Origin of the sequence: Roseomonas populi (assembly GCF_024594815.1) — a bacterium.
Classification (GTDB): Bacteria; Pseudomonadota; Alphaproteobacteria; order Acetobacterales; family Acetobacteraceae; genus Roseomonas; species Roseomonas populi.
Genome location: NZ_JANJOU010000003.1, coordinates 183,759 through 200,438 on the forward strand (window position 1 = coordinate 183,759; position 16,680 = coordinate 200,438).

General features: G+C 70.8%; 17 protein-coding genes. 5 read left to right on the plus strand and 12 right to left on the minus strand.

The genetic code is table 11. From position 1 onward, the window contains the following. Window positions 1–357 precede the first annotated feature (357 nt). Window positions 358–1,452: a redox-regulated ATPase YchF gene (gene ychF, locus NRP21_RS06100; RefSeq protein WP_257715283.1), complete on the minus strand. Its 1,095-nt coding sequence runs from the start codon at window positions 1,450–1,452 to the stop codon at window positions 358–360. Between the two features lie 239 nt (window positions 1,453–1,691). Here ychF and NRP21_RS06105 point away from each other — a divergent pair, with 239 nt between their 5' ends. The 3 genes from NRP21_RS06105 to NRP21_RS06115 are packed head-to-tail and all read left to right on the plus strand — an operon-like array spanning window position 1,692 to window position 4,601. After that, complete coding sequence (locus NRP21_RS06105) at window positions 1,692–2,699, plus strand: ABC transporter substrate-binding protein (RefSeq protein ID WP_257715284.1); 1,008 nt, start codon at window positions 1,692–1,694, stop codon at window positions 2,697–2,699. Window positions 2,700–2,719: 20 nt separating this feature from the next. After that, on the plus strand, window positions 2,720–3,616 hold the full coding sequence (locus NRP21_RS06110; RefSeq protein WP_257715285.1) for a polysaccharide deacetylase family protein: 897 nt from the start codon (window positions 2,720–2,722) through the stop codon (window positions 3,614–3,616). Next, window positions 3,609–4,601 carry a tripartite tricarboxylate transporter substrate binding protein gene (locus NRP21_RS06115; protein ID WP_257715286.1) on the plus strand — a complete coding sequence of 331 codons (993 nt, stop codon included), beginning with the start codon at window positions 3,609–3,611 and terminating at the stop codon, window positions 4,599–4,601. The genes NRP21_RS06110 and NRP21_RS06115 overlap by 8 nt, the downstream gene beginning before the upstream one ends. Before the next feature lie 42 nt (window positions 4,602–4,643). On the opposite strand, the gene pth is transcribed toward NRP21_RS06115, so the two are convergent. The 10 genes from pth to NRP21_RS06165 all read right to left on the minus strand — a co-directional run bounded on the left by pth (window position 4,644) and on the right by NRP21_RS06165 (window position 14,598). Continuing rightward, window positions 4,644–5,219 (minus strand): aminoacyl-tRNA hydrolase, encoded by a 576-nt coding sequence (pth, locus tag NRP21_RS06120; RefSeq protein WP_257715287.1) that lies wholly within the window; start codon window positions 5,217–5,219, stop codon window positions 4,644–4,646. 101 nt (window positions 5,220–5,320) lie between these two features. Next, on the minus strand, window positions 5,321–5,977 hold the full coding sequence (locus NRP21_RS06125; RefSeq protein WP_257715288.1) for a 50S ribosomal protein L25/general stress protein Ctc: 657 nt from the start codon (window positions 5,975–5,977) through the stop codon (window positions 5,321–5,323). 164 nt (window positions 5,978–6,141) lie between these two features. Beyond that, window positions 6,142–7,122: a Bug family tripartite tricarboxylate transporter substrate binding protein gene (locus NRP21_RS06130; protein WP_257715289.1), complete on the minus strand. Its 981-nt coding sequence runs from the start codon at window positions 7,120–7,122 to the stop codon at window positions 6,142–6,144. A 197-nt stretch (window positions 7,123–7,319) separates the two neighbouring features. Beyond that, window positions 7,320–8,459 (minus strand): MFS transporter, encoded by a 1,140-nt coding sequence (locus NRP21_RS06135; protein ID WP_257715543.1) that lies wholly within the window; start codon window positions 8,457–8,459, stop codon window positions 7,320–7,322. Between the two features lie 61 nt (window positions 8,460–8,520). Further along, window positions 8,521–9,120, minus strand: a complete 600-nt coding sequence (locus tag NRP21_RS27865) for a PRC-barrel domain-containing protein (protein ID WP_308219864.1) — start codon at window positions 9,118–9,120, stop codon at window positions 8,521–8,523. A gap of 265 nt (window positions 9,121–9,385) precedes the next feature. Next, entirely contained in the window at window positions 9,386–10,474 is a 1,089-nt protein-coding gene (locus NRP21_RS06145) for a branched-chain amino acid aminotransferase (RefSeq protein ID WP_257715290.1), read from the minus strand. A gap of 106 nt (window positions 10,475–10,580) precedes the next feature. Continuing rightward, entirely contained in the window at window positions 10,581–11,507 is a 927-nt protein-coding gene (locus tag NRP21_RS06150) for a LysR substrate-binding domain-containing protein (protein ID WP_257715291.1), read from the minus strand. Window positions 11,508–11,581: 74 nt separating this feature from the next. After that, the gene (gene ahpF, locus NRP21_RS06155; protein ID WP_257715292.1) at window positions 11,582–13,171 is read right to left on the minus strand and encodes an alkyl hydroperoxide reductase subunit F; all 1,590 of its coding nucleotides are present in this window, start codon (window positions 13,169–13,171) and stop codon (window positions 11,582–11,584) included. An 89-nt stretch (window positions 13,172–13,260) separates the two neighbouring features. After that, on the minus strand, window positions 13,261–13,827 hold the full coding sequence (gene ahpC, locus NRP21_RS06160; RefSeq protein WP_257715293.1) for an alkyl hydroperoxide reductase subunit C: 567 nt from the start codon (window positions 13,825–13,827) through the stop codon (window positions 13,261–13,263). Between the two features lie 306 nt (window positions 13,828–14,133). Beyond that, complete coding sequence (locus NRP21_RS06165; protein WP_257715294.1) at window positions 14,134–14,598, minus strand: hypothetical protein; 465 nt, start codon at window positions 14,596–14,598, stop codon at window positions 14,134–14,136. A 282-nt stretch (window positions 14,599–14,880) separates the two neighbouring features. Here NRP21_RS06165 and NRP21_RS06170 point away from each other — a divergent pair, with 282 nt between their 5' ends. Both NRP21_RS06170 and NRP21_RS06175 read left to right on the plus strand, forming a co-directional pair. Continuing rightward, complete coding sequence (locus tag NRP21_RS06170) at window positions 14,881–15,327, plus strand: hypothetical protein (RefSeq protein WP_257715295.1); 447 nt, start codon at window positions 14,881–14,883, stop codon at window positions 15,325–15,327. Next, a complete protein-coding gene (locus tag NRP21_RS06175; protein WP_257715296.1) occupies window positions 15,324–15,623 on the plus strand; it encodes a hypothetical protein in 300 nt (99 codons plus the stop codon). Before NRP21_RS06170 ends, NRP21_RS06175 begins: the two co-directional genes overlap by 4 nt. 165 nt (window positions 15,624–15,788) lie before the next feature. Here the strand turns inward: NRP21_RS06175 and sucD are convergent, their stop codons facing one another. Beyond that, complete coding sequence (gene sucD, locus NRP21_RS06180) at window positions 15,789–16,679, minus strand: succinate--CoA ligase subunit alpha (RefSeq protein WP_257715297.1); 891 nt, start codon at window positions 16,677–16,679, stop codon at window positions 15,789–15,791. Window position 16,680 lies beyond the last annotated feature (1 nt).

A 16,680-nucleotide genomic window follows, 5' to 3' on the forward strand; every position in this document is an offset into this window, starting at 1 on the left:
GGGCGCATGGATGGGAATTTAGGGGACGGCAGCTACATACGCTGCCATGCTCATCTTCACACACCAAAGAAAGATGAGACCCCAAAGCGTTGGATTCTCGGTGCGTTTTTCGTCGCCGCCTTCGCCGGCATGGCCAGCACGGGCCATGCCGTCACCCCGGGTGCCGTCACGGCTTCCGTCTCGTCCGCGCGCGAGGCGGGCGTGGCCACGCAGGAGGTGGCGTATCGCCGCCACCATCACCGCCGCCCCCGGCATCACCACCACCGCCATGTGATGCCGCGCTGAGATCATCCCATCCGGCAGATGGAGGAAGGGCCCGGCGGGAGACTGCCGGGCCCTTCTGATTCGTGCTTCCCGTCAGACGTTGAAGCGGAAGAGCAGGATGTCGCCGTCCTTCACGACGTACTCCTTGCCTTCCACCCGCATCTTCCCGGCCTCCTTCGCCCCCTGCTCCCCGCCGAGCGCGACGAAGTCGTCATAGGCGGTGGTCTCGCAGGCGATGAAGCCGCGCTCGAAGTCGTTGTGGATCACGGCGGCGGCCTGCGGGGCCTTGGTGCCCCTCGTGATCGTCCAGGCACGGGCCTCCTTCGGGCCCACGGTGAAGTAGGTGATCAGGCCCAGCAGCTCGTGGCCGGCACGGATGATCCGATCCAGGCCACTGTCCTTCAGCCCGAGGCTGTCCAGGAACTCCACCCGGTCGTCCTCGGCCATCTGGCTGATCTCCGCCTCAATGGCGGCGGAAACGATGACGGCCTTGGCGCCCTGCGCCTTCGCCATCTCCTCCACGCGGGCGGAGAATGCATTGCCCGTGGCGGCAGATCCTTCCTCCACGTTGCAGACGTAAAGCACGGGCTTCGTCGTCATCAGCTGCAGCCGGGCGGCGGCGGTCTCCTCGCCCTTCGGCACGGCGGTGCGGGCGGGCTTGCCGGCGGAGAGAGCGGCGACGATCGGCTCGGCCAGCGCTACGAAAGCGGCGCTCTCCTTGTCGCCGTTCTTCGCCTTCTTCTGCGCGGGGATCAGGCGCTTTTCCAGGCTGTCCAGGTCCGCCAGCATCAGCTCGGTCTCGACCGTCTCCGCGTCCCGCACCGGGTCCACGCTGCCCTCGACATGGGTGATGTCCCCGTCCTCGAAGCAGCGGAGGACGTGGACGATGGCGTCCACCTCCCGGATGTTCGCCAGGAACTGGTTGCCCAGCCCCTCCCCGCGGGAGGCACCGCGGACGAGGCCGGCGATGTCCACGAACTCCAGGCTCGTCGGCACCTTCTTGGCGGACTTGCCGATGCGCGCCAGCTCGTCCAGCCGCGGGTCGGGCACGGCCACGCGGCCCACATTCGGCTCGATGGTGCAGAAGGGATAGTTGGCGGCCTGGGCGGCGGCCGTCTGCGTCAGCGCGTTGAAAAGGGTGGACTTGCCCACGTTGGGCAGGCCCACGATGCCGCAGTTGAAGCCCATGGCGGGGTGCGTCCGTATAGGTCGGGGGGTTGGGCGCTGCCCTTACGCCAGCCGGGGCGGTGATGCCAGCCCTGGAGGCCGGCGGAACCTGCCCGGCATCGCCCGTGTCGACATCACGAGACGCGAATTTTGTCGATAATCTGATTGCCTGCCCGCGTCCTGTCGCTAATCTCCCGCCGCCGCCAGACGTCCCGGCGCGCCACGTGACAGCCCGAAGGGCGCGCCAGGAGGAACGAGCCATGACGTCGAGGCGTCGGATTATCGGCGGCACCGTCGCCGCGGCAGCGCTGCTGCCCTTCTGGCCGGCGCGGGCCCAGGGCGCGCCGCTCTCCGTCATCGCCTTCCAGGGTGCGTCCAACTGGCCGATGTGGGTGGGGCTGGAGCGCGGGCATTTCCGCGACGAGGGGCTGAACGTCACCCTCGCCATCACCCCGAACTCCGTGGAGCTCGCCCGCGGCCTCTATGACGGCCGCCACCAGATCGCGCTCACGGCCGTGGACAACGTCGTCGCCTATGCCGAGGGCCAGGGCGAGGCGCAGCTTCCCGGCCCCTCCGACTTCTTCGCCTTCATGGGCATCGACGATGGCGTGCTGACGCTGATGGCCGAGCCCGGCATCAACTCCGTCGCCGATCTGCGCGGCCGCGGTCCCTTCGCGGTGGACGCGCTGACCACCGGCTACGCCTTCGCGCTGCGCGAGATGCTGCGCCGCGCCGGCGTGCCGGATGAGGAGGCGCCCTTCCAGCGCGTCGGCGGCCACGCCCTCCGCCTGGCCGCGCTGAGGGAGCGCCGCACCCGCGCCACCCTCCTCACCACGCCGCTGGACCTGATCGCCGCTGCCGACGGCTTCCGCCCCCTCGCCCGCGCGGCCGAGTCCCTTGGTGCCTATGCCGGGGTTACGGGCAACGCCCGCCGCGCCTGGGCGGTGGAGAATCGCGACACGCTGGTCCGCTTCATCCGCGCCTGGCGGCGCAGCGTGGACTGGATCGTGGCGCCGGAGAACCGCGCGCAGGCCGTCGCGCTGTTCCGGGAACGTCTCGGCGGCAACCTGGATCCGGCCATCGCGGAGGGCTCCACCGCCGTGCTGCTGGACCCGCGCCGCGGCATCCGCCGCGACCTCTCCATCGATCCTGCGGGCTTCGAGACGGTGCTGCGCCTGCGCTCCGAGCAGGCCGAGCCGCGCCGGGCCCTGCGCGACCCCTCCCGCTACATCGACCTCTCCTATCTCGAAGCCGCAGGCCGCGGCTGAGACCTGGCACGGACACCCGCATGACCGACGCGACCATCACCCACCCCGACGCCCTGCGCGCGGGCCAGGACTTCCGCTTCCCCAACGGGGCGCGGGTCGGGATCATCTTCAACATCGCCTTCGAGGGCTGGTCGCCCGGGCAGGTGCCGGGCATCGGCCCCATGGGCAACGTGCTGAAGCCGGGCTTCCACGATTCGAACGCCGAGTCCTGGGCGCGCTACGGCGCCACGCGCGGCATCTGGCGCGCGTTGGAAGTGGCGGCCCGCAACGACATCCGGACTAGCGTGATGACCAACGGCGTGCTGGCCGAGTTCTGGCCGGACACGGTACGCGCCGTGCACCGCGCGGGCCACGAGATCGTCGCCCATTCCTACGGCATGGACGTGATCCCCGTGTACCTGGACGAGGCCGGGCAGCGGGAGAACATCCGCCGCAACACCGGCCTGATCGGAGACCTGACCGGCGAGGCCCCCCGCGGCTGGATCAGCCCGCGCGGCACCGGCAGCCCCATCCACAGCCGCCTGCTGGCCGAGGCCGGCTACCTCCATCACGGCGACTGCAACGATGACGACCTGCCCTACCTGCTGCGGGAGCAGGGGGCGGAGATCGTCGCCATCCCCCTCATCATGGACGTGAACGATCTGCCGAGCTCCATCCGCTACGGCAACAGCGGGCGCGTGATGCTGGAGCAGTTCCAGGACGCCTTCGACGCGCTGCGCGAGCGCGAGACGCGGCCGGTGATGCTGGACGTGACGATCCACACCCATGTCTATGGCCGCCCTGCCGGCGCCTGGGTCTTCGACGAGATCATGCGCCAGGTGAAGGCGGCCACCGACGTGTGGCACGGCACCCGGCTGGAGGCGGCGGAGCACCTGCTGGCGAATCGCGGCTCGCTGACGGCCACGCCGCATGGCTGACCTCGGCACCTCCCGCCGCGCCCTGCTGGCGGGGCTGGCGGCTGCCCCGGTGCTCGGTGGGCGGGCCTTTGCCCAGGGTTCCTCGGGCCAGGGCGCATGGCCCGACCGGCCCGTGCGCCTCGTCGTCTCCTTCGCGCCTGGCGGGCCGGCCGACATCGTCGCGCGCATCGTGGGGGAGCGTCTCTCCCAGCAATGGGGGCAGGCGGCGGTGATCGAGAACCGTGCGGGCGCCGGCGGCAACGTGGGCGCCCAGCTCGTCGCCCGCGCCCGGCCGGACGGCACCACCGCCCTCGTCACCACCAGCGCCTTCGCGGTGAACCCCAGCCTGTCCCGCAGCAGCGGCTACCGGCCGGAGGAGCTGGCGCCCGCCGCCCTCCTCGCCTCCACCCCGAACCTGCTGGCGGTGCGTCCGGACTTCCCGGCGCGGAACATCGCGGAGCTGGTCGAGTACGCGCGCCAGAAGCCCCTGAACTTCGGCACGGCGGGGGTGGGCACCACGCCCCATCTCTCCGCCGAGCGCCTGTTCCGGACGCTGGCGAAGGTGGACGCGCAGCACATCCCCTTCACCGGCGCCGGCCCCGCACTGACGGCCGTGCTGGGCGGGCAGCTGGAGATGGCAAGCGTCGCCCTGGCCGCTGGGATGGAGATGGTGCGCCAGGGCACCGCCCGCGGCCTGGCCGTCACGGGCGCGCAGCGCTCCGCCGCCCTGCCGGACGTGCCGACCCTGGCCGAGCAGGGCTTCCCCGGCGTGGACGACGTGACCTGGACGGCCCTGTTCTTCCCCGCCGGCACTGCGCCCGCGATCGTCGCCAAAGCCAACGCGGACTGCGCGGCGGCCGTGGCCGACCCCGCGACCCGGCGCCGGCTGGAGGCGGTGGGGTTCGACGCCATGCACGGCAGCCCGGAGGAGGCAGCGCGCTACGTGGCCGAGGAGGTGCGCCGCTGGGGCGACCTGGTGCGACTGATCGGCGTGACGGTGGATTAGGGCAGGACGCGGCGGGGGTTTTCCGCCCCGCCGCGATCCGCCCTAGGCGGGCTGCGTCAGCAGCGCCACTCTCGTCATGAACTCCTCCGGCCTGTCCTCCGCCAGCAGCGGGCAGGCATCCGCCACCGCGTCCAGCAGCCGATCCAGCCACTCCGCATCCACCTTCGCGAAGTTGCCCAGCACGTGCCCATGCACCCGGTCCTTGTGGCCGGGATGGCCGATGCCCAGGCGCACGCGCCAGAAATCGGGGGAGGAGAAGGCGCGCTGCATGTCGCGCAGCCCGTTGTGCCCGGCGGCGCCTCCGCCCTTCTTCACGCGCACCTTGCCGGGGGCGAGGTCCAGCTCGTCGTGGAAGGCGGTGATGTCGGAGAGGGGGATCTTCAGGAAGGCGGCGGCGGGCTGCACGGAGTTGCCGCTGTCGTTCATGTAGGTCTGCGGCTTCAGCAGGACGATCCGCTGGCCGGAGATCGTTCCCTCGCTCGTCTCGCCCTTGAAGCGGCTGCGCCAGGGGCCGAAGCGGTGGCGGGACGCGATGCGCTCCAGCGCCATGAAGCCGATGTTGTGGCGCTGCTTCGCGTGCTCGGCGCCCGGATTGCCCAGGCCCACCCAAAGACGCATCCGGGGGTCTCCCAAACGGATGGGGCGCGCCGCTTGCGCGAGCGCGCCCCAAACTTGCGGTCAGCAGAGGCCAGGGCGAGTGAGCGCCCCGGCCCCGTGGCTTACTTCTTCTTCGCGGGCGCGCCCTTGCCGCCCTTGCCCTTCGCGTCGGCCGGGGTCGCGGCCGGGGCGGCCACGACGACCTCCTCAACCACCACCGGCGGGGCGACGGTCAGCACCACGAAGTCGCGCGGGATCGTCGGGCTGGTGCCCTGGTGATCCTTCACGTTGCTCCAGCGCAGCGTGTCACCGATCTCGGCCGCGGAGACGTCGAGCTCGAAGCGCTCCGGCACGTTGTCCGGGTCCGAGAGGACCTCCAGGTCGCGGCGGACCAGGTTCGGCACGCCGCCGGCCTTGATGCCCGGGGACACGTCCTCGCCCAGCAGCACCACCGGCACCTTCACGCGGATCTTCTGCCCAACGGCGAGCCGCTGGAAGTCCACGTGGATGGGCTGGTCGGACACGGGGTGGAACTGCACGTCGCGCATCAGGCAGCGCACGGGCGCCGCGCCGGCCACCGCCACCTCGTACAGGTGGGACTGCCAGCCGCCCTTGTGCAGCTCCTTCATCACGTCACGGGGGTCGAGGGAGAGGAGGGTCGCCTCCTGCTTCGCCCCATAGATCACTGCGGGGACAGAGCCCCCACGCCGGGTCGCGCGCGCCGCCCCCTTACCGGCCCGCTCGCGCGCCGCGGCCTCGATCCGGATGGTCTGGACCATTGCCGTCATTCCTTCGCACGTTGGGTTGTGTCATTCCGCGCTGCCGTGCAGGCGCGCGAAAGCTCGCCGGCCTCCAGGGGTGCCGGCGCGGGCGGGGTTTAGCGGCCTGGGGGGCGAAGGGCAAGCCGGAACGACCCCCCTCCCCGCCCCGGGACCGCCGGCGGTCAGTCCAGCTTAATCCCGCCCTCGCGGATCACGCGGCTCAGTCGGTCGGTCTCGTCCTGCAGGTCCTTCGCCGCCTCGGCCACGCCGCCGCCCACCGGCACGCCGCCGACCTCGATGATGCGCTGCCGCAGGGCGGGCTCGGCAAGCGCCCGGCGGAAGGCGGCGTTCAGCGTCTCGATCACCGCGGGCGGGGTGTTGGCGGGCGCCACCACGCGGAGGCGGGCGGAGTATTCCAGGCCCGGCACACCGGCCTCCCCCATCGTCGGAATCTCCGGCAGCTGCGGCGCGCGCTCGGCGCCCGTGACGGCCAGCGCGACCACCTCGCCGGAGCGGACCTGCGGCAGGGCGCTCGCCAGCGTGTCGAAGTAGAAGGCCACCCGCCCCGCCACGATGTCCGTCAGCGCCGCGGCGCCGGAGCGGTAGGGGATGGCCGTCATCTCCTGCCCGCTGGCCCGGCGGAACACCTCGGCGGCCAGGTGGTTGGAGGAGCCGGCCCCCGGCATGGCGTAGGAGAGGCCGCCCTGCGTTTCCTTCCCCTTGCGGATCAGGCCCTGCACGTCGGTCACGCCCAGGCCGCGCGGCACCACCAGCACCAGCGGCAGGTCGGCGATGGAAACCACAGGGGCCAGGGCGGCGCCGCGGAAGGGCGGCGGATCGTAGAGCGCCTCCACCGTGGCGCAGATCGGGGGGCAGACGGCCAGGGTGTAGCCGTCCGGGCGGGCCTGGGCGAGCGCGATGATCCCCACGGTCGCGCCGCCGCCGGCCCGGTTCTCCACCACCATTCCCTTGCCCAGGGCCTGGCCCGCCTGCTCCGCGAAGACCCGCGCCATCAGGTCCGTGCCGCCGCCCGGCCCGAAGGGGACGATCAGCCGGATGGGCCGGTCAGGGAAGGCCTGCGCCACCGCGGTGGTGGCAAAGCCGGTGAGAAGAGAGAGGCCGAGCACCAGGCGGCGCAGCTTCGGGGAACGGGGGAAGGGCATGGGTAGAGAACCTCGATGAAAGGCCGGCGGGCCGGCGCGGCGCCCGGCGTCATCAGGGCGCCGCGCTGGGTGCTCGGCCGGTGCCACGGGCCGGGCCCTGGTGTGGGGCCGCGTCGTTCAGCACGGGAAGGTTGCGTCAGCAAGCGTCGGGTCAGCAAGCGCCGTGCCGCCGCGGCACCCCGCGCCCATGGCTGGGTTCAGGCCGCCGCCCGTCCCCGCGTCTCCGGCATGGCGAGAAGGACCGCCAGCACGGAGAGCAGCCCCACCCCCGCCAGCATGGCGAAGGCCGTCGCGGCGCCGAACCACTCAACCGCCAGCCCCGCCAGGGTGGTGCTGAGCGTGCCTCCGATCCCCACGGCCAGCCCGAAGAGGCCGAGGCAGAGATTGAAGCGGTTCGTCCCGCGCGTCAGGTCCGCCGCCAGCAGGGGCAGCAGCACGCCCAGCCCGGCGGCGCTGATCCCGTCCAGCGCCTGCACCAGGATCAGCCAGGCCGGTCCCTCCACCAGCATCAGCAGCAGCCCGCGCACCGGCAGGGCCGCGAAGCCGATCAGAAGGGCGATCCGGCGCCCCCGGCTCTCCGCCAGCCGCCCGACCCCCGGCGCGATCAGCGCCATGATGAGCTGCGGCGCGATGATGCAGGCGGCGATGATGAGGTTCGCCTCGTCCCCCGCATTCCGCGTGACCTGCGTGCCGGCGAGCGGGAGCATGGCCGCGTTGGAGAGGGTGAACAGCCCGCAGCACAGGGCGAAGACGAGCACGCCCCGGTCCCGCAGCAGGGTGCCCAGCCCGCGCATAGCCCCCGCCTCCCTCTCCTGCGGCTCCGGCGGGTGCAGGTCCGCCCGGCGGATGGTGGCGAGCGCGACGAGGCTCGGGGCGCAGAGCAGGGCGGTGAGCCAGAAGACCGAAGCGCCGGAGAGCCAGGCCCCCGCCGCCCCGAGGAGCCCGGCCGCGACGCCGCTGCCCACCGCCGCGTAGCGCGCGTTGCGCCCGAGACGCTCCCCCAGATGCTCCCGCCCCACCAGGGCGAGGCTGATGGCGGCGATGGAAGGCCCCAGCACGCAGGAGGCGAAGCCGTGCAGCACCTCCGAGACCATCACCGGCAGGGTTTCCGGCCACAGGGCCAGCAGCAGCGCGGAGATGGCGATGGCGAGGAGGGCGGCGGCCGCGGCGAGGCGCTTGTTCGGCGTGGCGTCCACCAGCGCCCCGGCCGGCACCTGCATGACCATGGTGACGAAGGCACCGACGCTGAGGGCGAGGCCGATCTCCAGCTCCGTCCAGGCCTGTGCCGTGAGGTACACGGCGATGAAGGGCCCGAATCCCGTCTGGACGTTCGACATGAAGAAATTCAGCCAGTCGAGCCCCCGCCCGCTGCGCCCTGCCACCTGCATGTCGCCCCGGTCAGTTGCTCCGGGGTTGAGCGCCGCCGGGCGTGGGGGGTTGCGTCGCCGCCGGGGGCGGGGTGTCCGGGCCGGATAGGTCGTTGGGCCCGCCGTTCGGGGCCTCACCGGGGGCGCCAGCCGGAGTGCCAGCCGGAGTGCCAGCCGTTCCCGGCTCGGCGGGCGGGGCGGCGACCACCACCGGCTCGCCCTCCTTGTAGTCGGGGAAGGCGCGCATCTGGTCCCGCGTCAGCTCCAGCCGCACGATCTCTGGCGAGAAGCGCAGCGTGCGCCAGGCCACCGCCACGCGGCGCCGGCCGACGCCGAGGAAGCCGCCATAGTCCAGCACGGCCGCACGGGGCTGGCCGCCATCGTCCAGCAGCACGTTCACGATCCGCCCGACCACATCGCCGGACGGCCCGGTCACCTCCCGCCCGACGATGCGCTGCGAGGCCTGGCGCGGGAGTTCCTCCCGCGCGGCAGCCGGGCGTTGTGGCTGGGGCGCCTCCAGTGCCGGGGCGGCTGCCGGTGGAGGGGAGGTCTGCGCCATCCCTGCCGGCGCCTCGGCAAGGGCGAGCAGGAAGGCGAGCCGCAGGGCGCGGCGGTGGGGCGGAGCGCGCATGGCGGGCAGCCTAGCCCATCCCAGCCCCGGCACCGAAGGGGCGCGACGGCGGCGGCCCGCGATGGGTGCCGTGGCCGCATCGTTCAGGGGAGCGGCCCCTTGGGGAATGGCTTGCGTGGGCCGCCTACCGGTCCAACCACGGCAAGACAGGCGTGTGACAGGGGAATTGGGCCGGGCGAGGGCGGGATCGTGGCAGAACCGCAGGGCCGCCCGGGAGTGACGGCGGAGGGAGCCCCCCCCGCCGACACCCGGACAGGCCGGAGGATCAGGCCTCGGCGGGAACCTTCACTTCGGTCATCCAGCCATGCGGGTCATTGGACTTGCCGTACTGGATGGCCACGATCGCGTCGTAGAGCTTCTGGGTCAGCGGACCGGTCTTCCCGCCGCCGATGGTGATCGTCTCGCCCTTGTAGGCCAGCTCCCCCACCGGGGAGACGACGGCGGCGGTGCCGGTGCCCCACATCTCCTCCAGCGTGCCGTCGCGCCCGGCCGCCATCACCTCGTCGATGGAGACCTTCCGCTCGCTCACCTTCAGGCCCCAGTCGCGCATGAGCTGGAGGGTGGAGGCCCGGGTCACGCCGTCCAGGATGGTGCCGGCCAGCGGAGGCGTGATCACCTCGTCGCCGATCTTCATCATGATGTTCATGGTGCCGACCTCGTCGATCCACTTCCGCTCGACGCCATCCAGCCATAGCACCTGGGTGTAGCCCGCGCGCTCCGCCTCCTGCTGGGCGGAGAGGGAGGCGGCGTAGTTGGCCGCCGTCTTCGCCTCGCCCAGCCCACCCTGCACGGCGCGGACATGCGTGTCCGTCGCCAGGATGCGGACGGGCTTCACCCCCTCCTTGTAATAGGAGCCGACGGGGGAGCAGATGACGAAGTAGGTGTAGCGGTGCGCGGGGTGGACGCCGAGCATCACCTCCGTCGCCACCACGGTGGGGCGGATATAGAGGGAGGTGCCAAGCGCGCGCGGCACCCACTCGTGGTCCGCCGCCACGATCGCCTCGAAGGAGCGGCGGATCAGCTCCTCGTCCATCTCGGGGATGCAGAGGGCGCGGCAGGACTTGTTCAGGCGGCGCGCGTGGCGCTCGGCCCGGAAGATCTTGATGCTGCCATCGGCCTGGCGGAAAGCCTTCAGCCCGTCGAACACCGCCTGCCCGTAGTGCAGCACGGAGGTGGCCGGATCCATCTGCATCGGCGCGTAGGGCACCACGCGCGGGTCGTGCCAGCCCTGGCCCTCATCATACTCCATGACGAACATGTGGTCCGTCAGGACCTTGCCGAAGGAGAGCGAGGTGTCGTCGGGGCGCGAGAGCGGCGTCCGGGTGCGGGTGAAGGGGATGTCCATGCTGCTCATGACGCCGATATCCGCAATATTGTTGCTTGTGGGCCGATGCTAGCGCAACGCGCCGCCCGCCGGAAACCGCATCGGAGCATCCCACCCATGCGTCAGGGCAAGTGACCTAAGTAGCCGGCGCCGGCTCGTTGCCGGGGTCCAGCAGATCAGGCGGCAGGTCGCGGAGCACCCCCGCCAGCTCCCTCAGCAGCGGCGTGAGCGCCGAGGTCTTGCGCCAGAACAGGCCGATGCGGCGGCTGGGGCGGCCATCCTCGAAGCGCAGCAGGTGGAGGCGGTCGGAGTAGGCGGCCATGCCCTTCACGGCCAGGGCGGGCATCAGCGTCACGCCCAGCCCGGCCAGCACCATCTGGCGCAGCGTCTCCAGGCTGGTGGCGCGGAACTCGGACCCCTCCCCGGCGCCGGCAAGCTGGCAGACCTCCAGTGCCTGGTCGCGCAGGCAATGCCCTTCCTCCAGCAGCATGAGGGTGTGTTGCGCCAGCTCCTCCACCCGCAGGCTCTCCCGCGCGGCGAGGGGGTGATCGCGCGGCACGGCGAGAAAGAAGGGCTCCTCGAACAGCTCCTCGCAGTGCAGCCCGGCCTCGTGCACCGGCAGGGCGAGAATGGCGGCGTCCAGCTTGCCCTCGCGCAGGCGGGCGACCAGCGCGTCGCTCTTCTCCTCCGTGAGGAGGAGCCGCAGGTGCGGGAAGCGGGCCCGGACCTTCGGCATCACCTCCGGCAGCAGATAGGGACCGAGGGTAGGAAAGACGCCGAGGCGGGCCACGCCCTCCTCGGGCCTGCTGAGGCGCCGCGCCGCCTCCCGCATCCCCTCCATCTCCGAGAGGATCCGGCGCGCGCGCGCCACCGCGTCGCCCCCCGCCGGGGTCAGCATCACCTTGCGGCGCGTCCGCTCGAACAGCGCGACGCCCAGCTCCTCCTCGAGCTTGCGGATCTGGGTCGAGAGGGTGGGCTGGGCGACCAGGCATGCCGCGGCGGCGCGCCGGAAGTTCCGGTGGTCCGCCAGGGCCACGAGGTACTGAAGTTCACGCAGGTTCACGCACGCCTCTCCCGCCCTCCCTCCCCGGCTACTCCGGGGAGGGGACCCGAACCGCCGCTGCCGGCGGCCCTACGTCAGGCGGCCTTGGCCTGCAGCGGCTCCGAATCCTCGGCCGGGGCCGAGGTGCGGATGAGGTGGTCGAAGGCGGAGAGCGCGGCCTTCGCCCCCTCGCCGGCGGCGATGATGATCTGCTTGAACGGCGTGGTCGTGCAGTCGCCGGCCGCAAAGACGCCCGGCAGCGAGGTCTGGCCGTGCGCGTCCACGATGATCTCGCCGCGCGGGGAGAGGTCCAGCGTGCCGCGCAGCCACTCCGTGTTCGGGAGCAGGCCGATCTGCACGAAGATACCCTCCAGCGCGATCTCGTGGATCTCGCCGGTCACGCGGTTCTCGTAGGCGAGGCCCGTCACCTTCGTCCCGTCGCCCTGCACCTCGGTGGTGCGGGCGGAGACGAGCACCTCCACGTTCGGCAGGCTGCGCAGCTTGCGCTGCAGCACCTCGTCGGCGCGCAGCTTGGTGTCGAACTCCAGCAGCGTGGCGTGCTTCACGATGCCGGCGAGGTCGATCGCCGCCTCCACGCCCGAATTGCCGCCGCCGATCACCGCCACGCGCTTGCCCTTGAAGAGCGGGCCGTCGCAGTGCGGGCAGTAGGCCACGCCCTTGTTCTTGTACTCCTGCTCGCCCGGCACGTTCATCTGCCGCCAGCGGGCGCCGGTGGTGAGGATCACGGTCTTGGCCTGCAGCGTGGCGCCGCCGGCCAGTCGGAGGGAGGCCATGCCGTCCTCCACGTTCAGCTCCTCGGCGCGCTGCAGGTTCATGATCTTCACCTCGTTCTCGCGAACGTGGTGCTCCAGCGCCTGGGCGAGCTTCGGCCCCTCGGTGTGCGGCACGGAGATGAAGTTCTCGATCCCCATCGTGTCCAGCACCTGGCCGCCGAAGCGCTCGGCCGCCACGCCCGTGCGGATGCCCTTGCGCGCGGCATAGACCGCGGCGGCCGCGCCGGCGGGGCCGCCGCCGACGATCAGCACCTCGAAGGGCTCCTCGGCGTTCAGCTTCTTCGCCTCGCGCTCCGCGGCACCGGTATCCAGCTTGGCGACGATCTCCTCGACGCCCATGCGGCCCTGCCCGAAGACCTGGCCATTCAGGTACACGGTCGGCACGGACATCACCTGCCGCTGCTCGACCTCGGCCTGGAACAGCGCGCCGTCGATCGCGACGTGGCGGATGTTGGGGTTCAGCACCGCCATCAGGTTCAGCGCCTGCACCACGTCCGGGCAGTTCTGGCAGGACTGGGAGAAGTAGGTCTCGAAGGTGAACTCCCCGTCCAGCTCCTTCACCGCGTCGATGACGGCCTGCTCAACCTTCGGCGGGTAGCCGCCCACCTGGAGCAGCGCGAGCACCAGCGAAGTGAACTCGTGCCCCATGGGCAGGCCGGCGAAGCGGAGGGAGATGTCCTGGCCCGGGGAGGAGAGCGCGAAGGAGGGGGCGCGCTCGCCGTCGCGGGTCTCGGTGACGGTGATCTTGCCGGAGGCCGCCTGGATGTCGGACAGCAACTCCATCATCTCGCGCGACTTGGGGCTGTCGTTGACGGAGGCCGTGATCTGGATGGGCCGGACAGCCCGCTCCAGATAGGCCTTGAGCTGCGTCTTAAGGTTGGCATCCAGCACGGGGCGGGCTCTCCGGTCGGTAAGGGGGCGAGGGGCTGGTCGGGGGGATGCTGCCCGCCCCGGGAAAGGGGCGGGCAGCGGTACGCAGGTCAGATCTTGCCGACGAGGTCGAGCGACGGCGCGAGGGTGGCCTCACCCTCCTGCCACTTGGCCGGGCAGACCTCGCCCGGGTGGGCGGCGACGTACTGGGCGGCCTTGATCTTGCGGACCAGGTCCTCGGCATTGCGGCCGATGCCCTCGGCGGTGATCTCGACGGCCTGGATCACGCCCTCGGGGTCCACGATGAAGGTCGCGCGGTCGGCCAGGCCCTGGCCTTCACGCAGCACGTCGAAGTTCGTGGTGATCTGGTGGTTCGCGTCGCCCAACATCGTGTACTGGATCTTGGCGATCGTCTCGGAGGCGTCGTGCCACGCCTTGTGGACGAAGTGCGTGTCGGTGGAGACGGAGTAAACCTCCACGTCCATCTTGCGCAGCGTCTCGTAGTGGTCGGCCACGTCGCCCAGCTCGGTCGGGCAGACGAAAGTAAAATCGGCCGGGTAGAAGAAGAACACGGCCCAGCTGCCGAGCACGTCGTTTTCGGACACCTCGATGAACTTGCCCTGCTTGTAGGCGGTCGTCTTGAAGGGCTTGATCTTGGTGTTGATGTTGGCGGCCACTAGCGATCTCCTTTGCCTCAACGGCCCGGTCTTGCCGGTTCGCAGGTGCAAAATAGGTCAGGTCAGGATCACTTCCAAATAGATAAGTTTTCCGACGTTGATAGCCACCGTCTATCGATGGCGGCGCGGAGTAACTCTCGCGTCGTTCAGGGCAGGCCTGCCCTGGCCAAGGGTCCGCAGGGGCCGGCGCGCCTTCCCGAGTGAGCCGTTACAGGCGCCCCGGGCTGCGTCCCGTCCCCAAGCCAACTGGCTGCCCTCAACAGGAAATTGCGCGGCTTGATGCGGGTTCAGCGGCTTTCGCCGGACTCAACCCAGGCCCAGGGCTCCGTCCTCATCCGCCCGGCGGATGATCTCGGCGAACTCCGAGAGCGCGGCATCCGCGCGTGACGCGAGAAGATCCCGCGCCCGCTGGGTGGGCCGCAGCACCTTCAGGCGCCCCTGCTCCGAGACTGTCAGTTCCGCCAGCAGCAGTCCGCCCTGCTCCAACTCAGACACCACCCGCGACAGGGTCGGCGCGCTCAGAAGCCCATTGGCCCGCACGACGAGGTCCCGCAACGCAAGCTGCTCCCCGTGCAGCTCGGCCTGGATCACCTCAAGGCTGACCCAGAGGGCTTCGCGAGCCCTGTGCGGCGGCTCCGCCCCGAAGATCTCCCGGATCGCGACGAACTGGCGGCGAAGGGCTGCCAGATGCACGGCGACGACCGCCCGGGACGCGGCCGTGTCAGCGGCTCCAGCGTCATCGACGCTCGGCGGATTATCGGTGTCGGGCATGTCGGCGCGGGAGGTGGGGATAGATTTCTCTTTGGGAAGGCGCGTGAGTGCGGCCCGCCCCCATGGGGCTTCGGCGCACAACGCCGGAGCTGCCCCGAAGCATCACAGGACGGCGCCTTGGACTGATAACGGATTCGTTACATCTTTGTGAGCACCACCAAAGATGTTTGTTCATTTTGAACAACGTGGGTTAAAACCGAGGAGCCGGCGCCCCGAGAGAGTTGACGCGCCAGCAATCCCTGCAGTCAGCGGGAAGAGTTCAGTTCCATGGAGTCTAGCAAGATGCAGGAGAATCTAATCGGCAAGTCCACCGGATTGCAGGTCGACGAAACAGGCCGGTCTGATGCGCTTCATTACTGGCCGGGAAGAACATGGCCCCTGCCCGCTACTGCCGCGACATCACAAGCAACAGAGCACGCACTCCAGCTTTGCCGCAGCCTCTTCTCGGCCAATCAGGCGGCCGCGGATGCGTTCTATGATACGGCACGGCGCCAGCAGGAACTCACCTTTAAGCTGGCGCGCACGGCCCTGGATGCCTTCTCCCCTGCGGCGAATGGCAGCGCCGAGGAGCGCGGCCTCCCGTGGTCGAGGGTCATGGCCGGCTATGTGGAAGCCTATCACGCCGGCCTTGATGTCAGCCGGACAGTGGCCGGCGCCACTTTTCAGGCGATGCAGCGGACTCCGGCCAAGCTGACCGGTGGCAGGGTGGATGGAGCGGCGGCCTCATGATCCAGAGCTTCCTGCTTCACTCCGGCACCACGGTCCGGGAGCCCTCTTCCCTGGATTCCATCAAGATCGGTGCCTGCCTGGACCTGCAGCCCAACGGCCGCAGCCGGGTGGAGGTGCGGACGCCCGATGGGCGGCCGCTGGGGTGGCTACCGCCCGAGGATGCGCAGATGGTCACTGACCTGATCCACCACGGCGCCGTGACCACGGCACGGGTGATGGGCCTGATCCCAGCCTATGGGCGGTCCCGCGTGCAGATCAGCATCGAGGTCCAGCCCCAGGCCGGTTCCCTGCAGTGAGCGGAGCCCGGCAGCAACGCGGAAGCCAGGTACAAACCCGTTGAGGCCTGCGGCCAGGACGTGGCCGCGAGAACCGGCGCCGGCGTTGGACCGGCCTACAGAATCGAAGGCGCCGCCGGAGTCCCCCCCGGCGGCGCCTTGCCGTTCAGCGATGCCAGCCCTGGATCAGGCCGCGATGGCCTTCACCATGGTCGAGCCCAGGGAGGCCGGGCTGTCGGCCACGTGGATGCCGGCGGAGCGCATGGCGTCCATCTTGGCTTCCGCCGTGTCCTTGCCGCCGGAGATCACGGCGCCCGCATGGCCCATGCGGCGGCCCGGGGGGGCCGTGGCGCCGGCGATGAAGCCGACCACCGGCTTGTAGTTGGCGGAGCCGGGCTTATTCTCGCGGCCCAGGAACTCGGCCGCGATAATCTCGGACTGGCCGCCGATCTCGCCGATCATGACGATCTGCTTCGTCTCGGGGTCGGCCAGGAACATCTCCAGCACTTCCTGGAAGTCCGTGCCCTTCACCGGGTCGCCGCCGATACCGACGCAGGTGGACTGGCCGAGGCCGGCCGCCGTGGTCTGCGCCACCGCCTCATAGGTCAGCGTGCCCGAACGGGACACGATGCCGACCGAGCCGCGCTTGTGGATGTGGCCGGGCATGATGCCGATCTTGCAGGCTTCCGGCGTGATCACGCCCGGGCAGTTCGGCCCGATCAGGCGGGACTTGGAACCGGCCAGGGCGCGCTTGACCTTCACCATGTCCAGCACCGGGATACCCTCGGTGATGCAGATCACCAGCGGGACCTCGGCCGCGATCGCCTCCAGGATGGAGTCGGCCGCGAAGGGCGGCGGCACGTAGATGACGGAGGCATCGGCACCGGTGGCCTCCACGCACTCGGCCACCGTGTCGAACACGGGCAGGCCGATATGGGTCTGGCCGCCCTTGCCCGGCGTCACGCCGCCCACGTAGTTCGTGCCGTAGGCGATGCCCTGCTCGGCGTGGAAGGTGCCCTGAGACCCAGTGAAGCCCTGGGTCATGACCTTCGTGTGCTTGTCGACGAGAATGGCCATG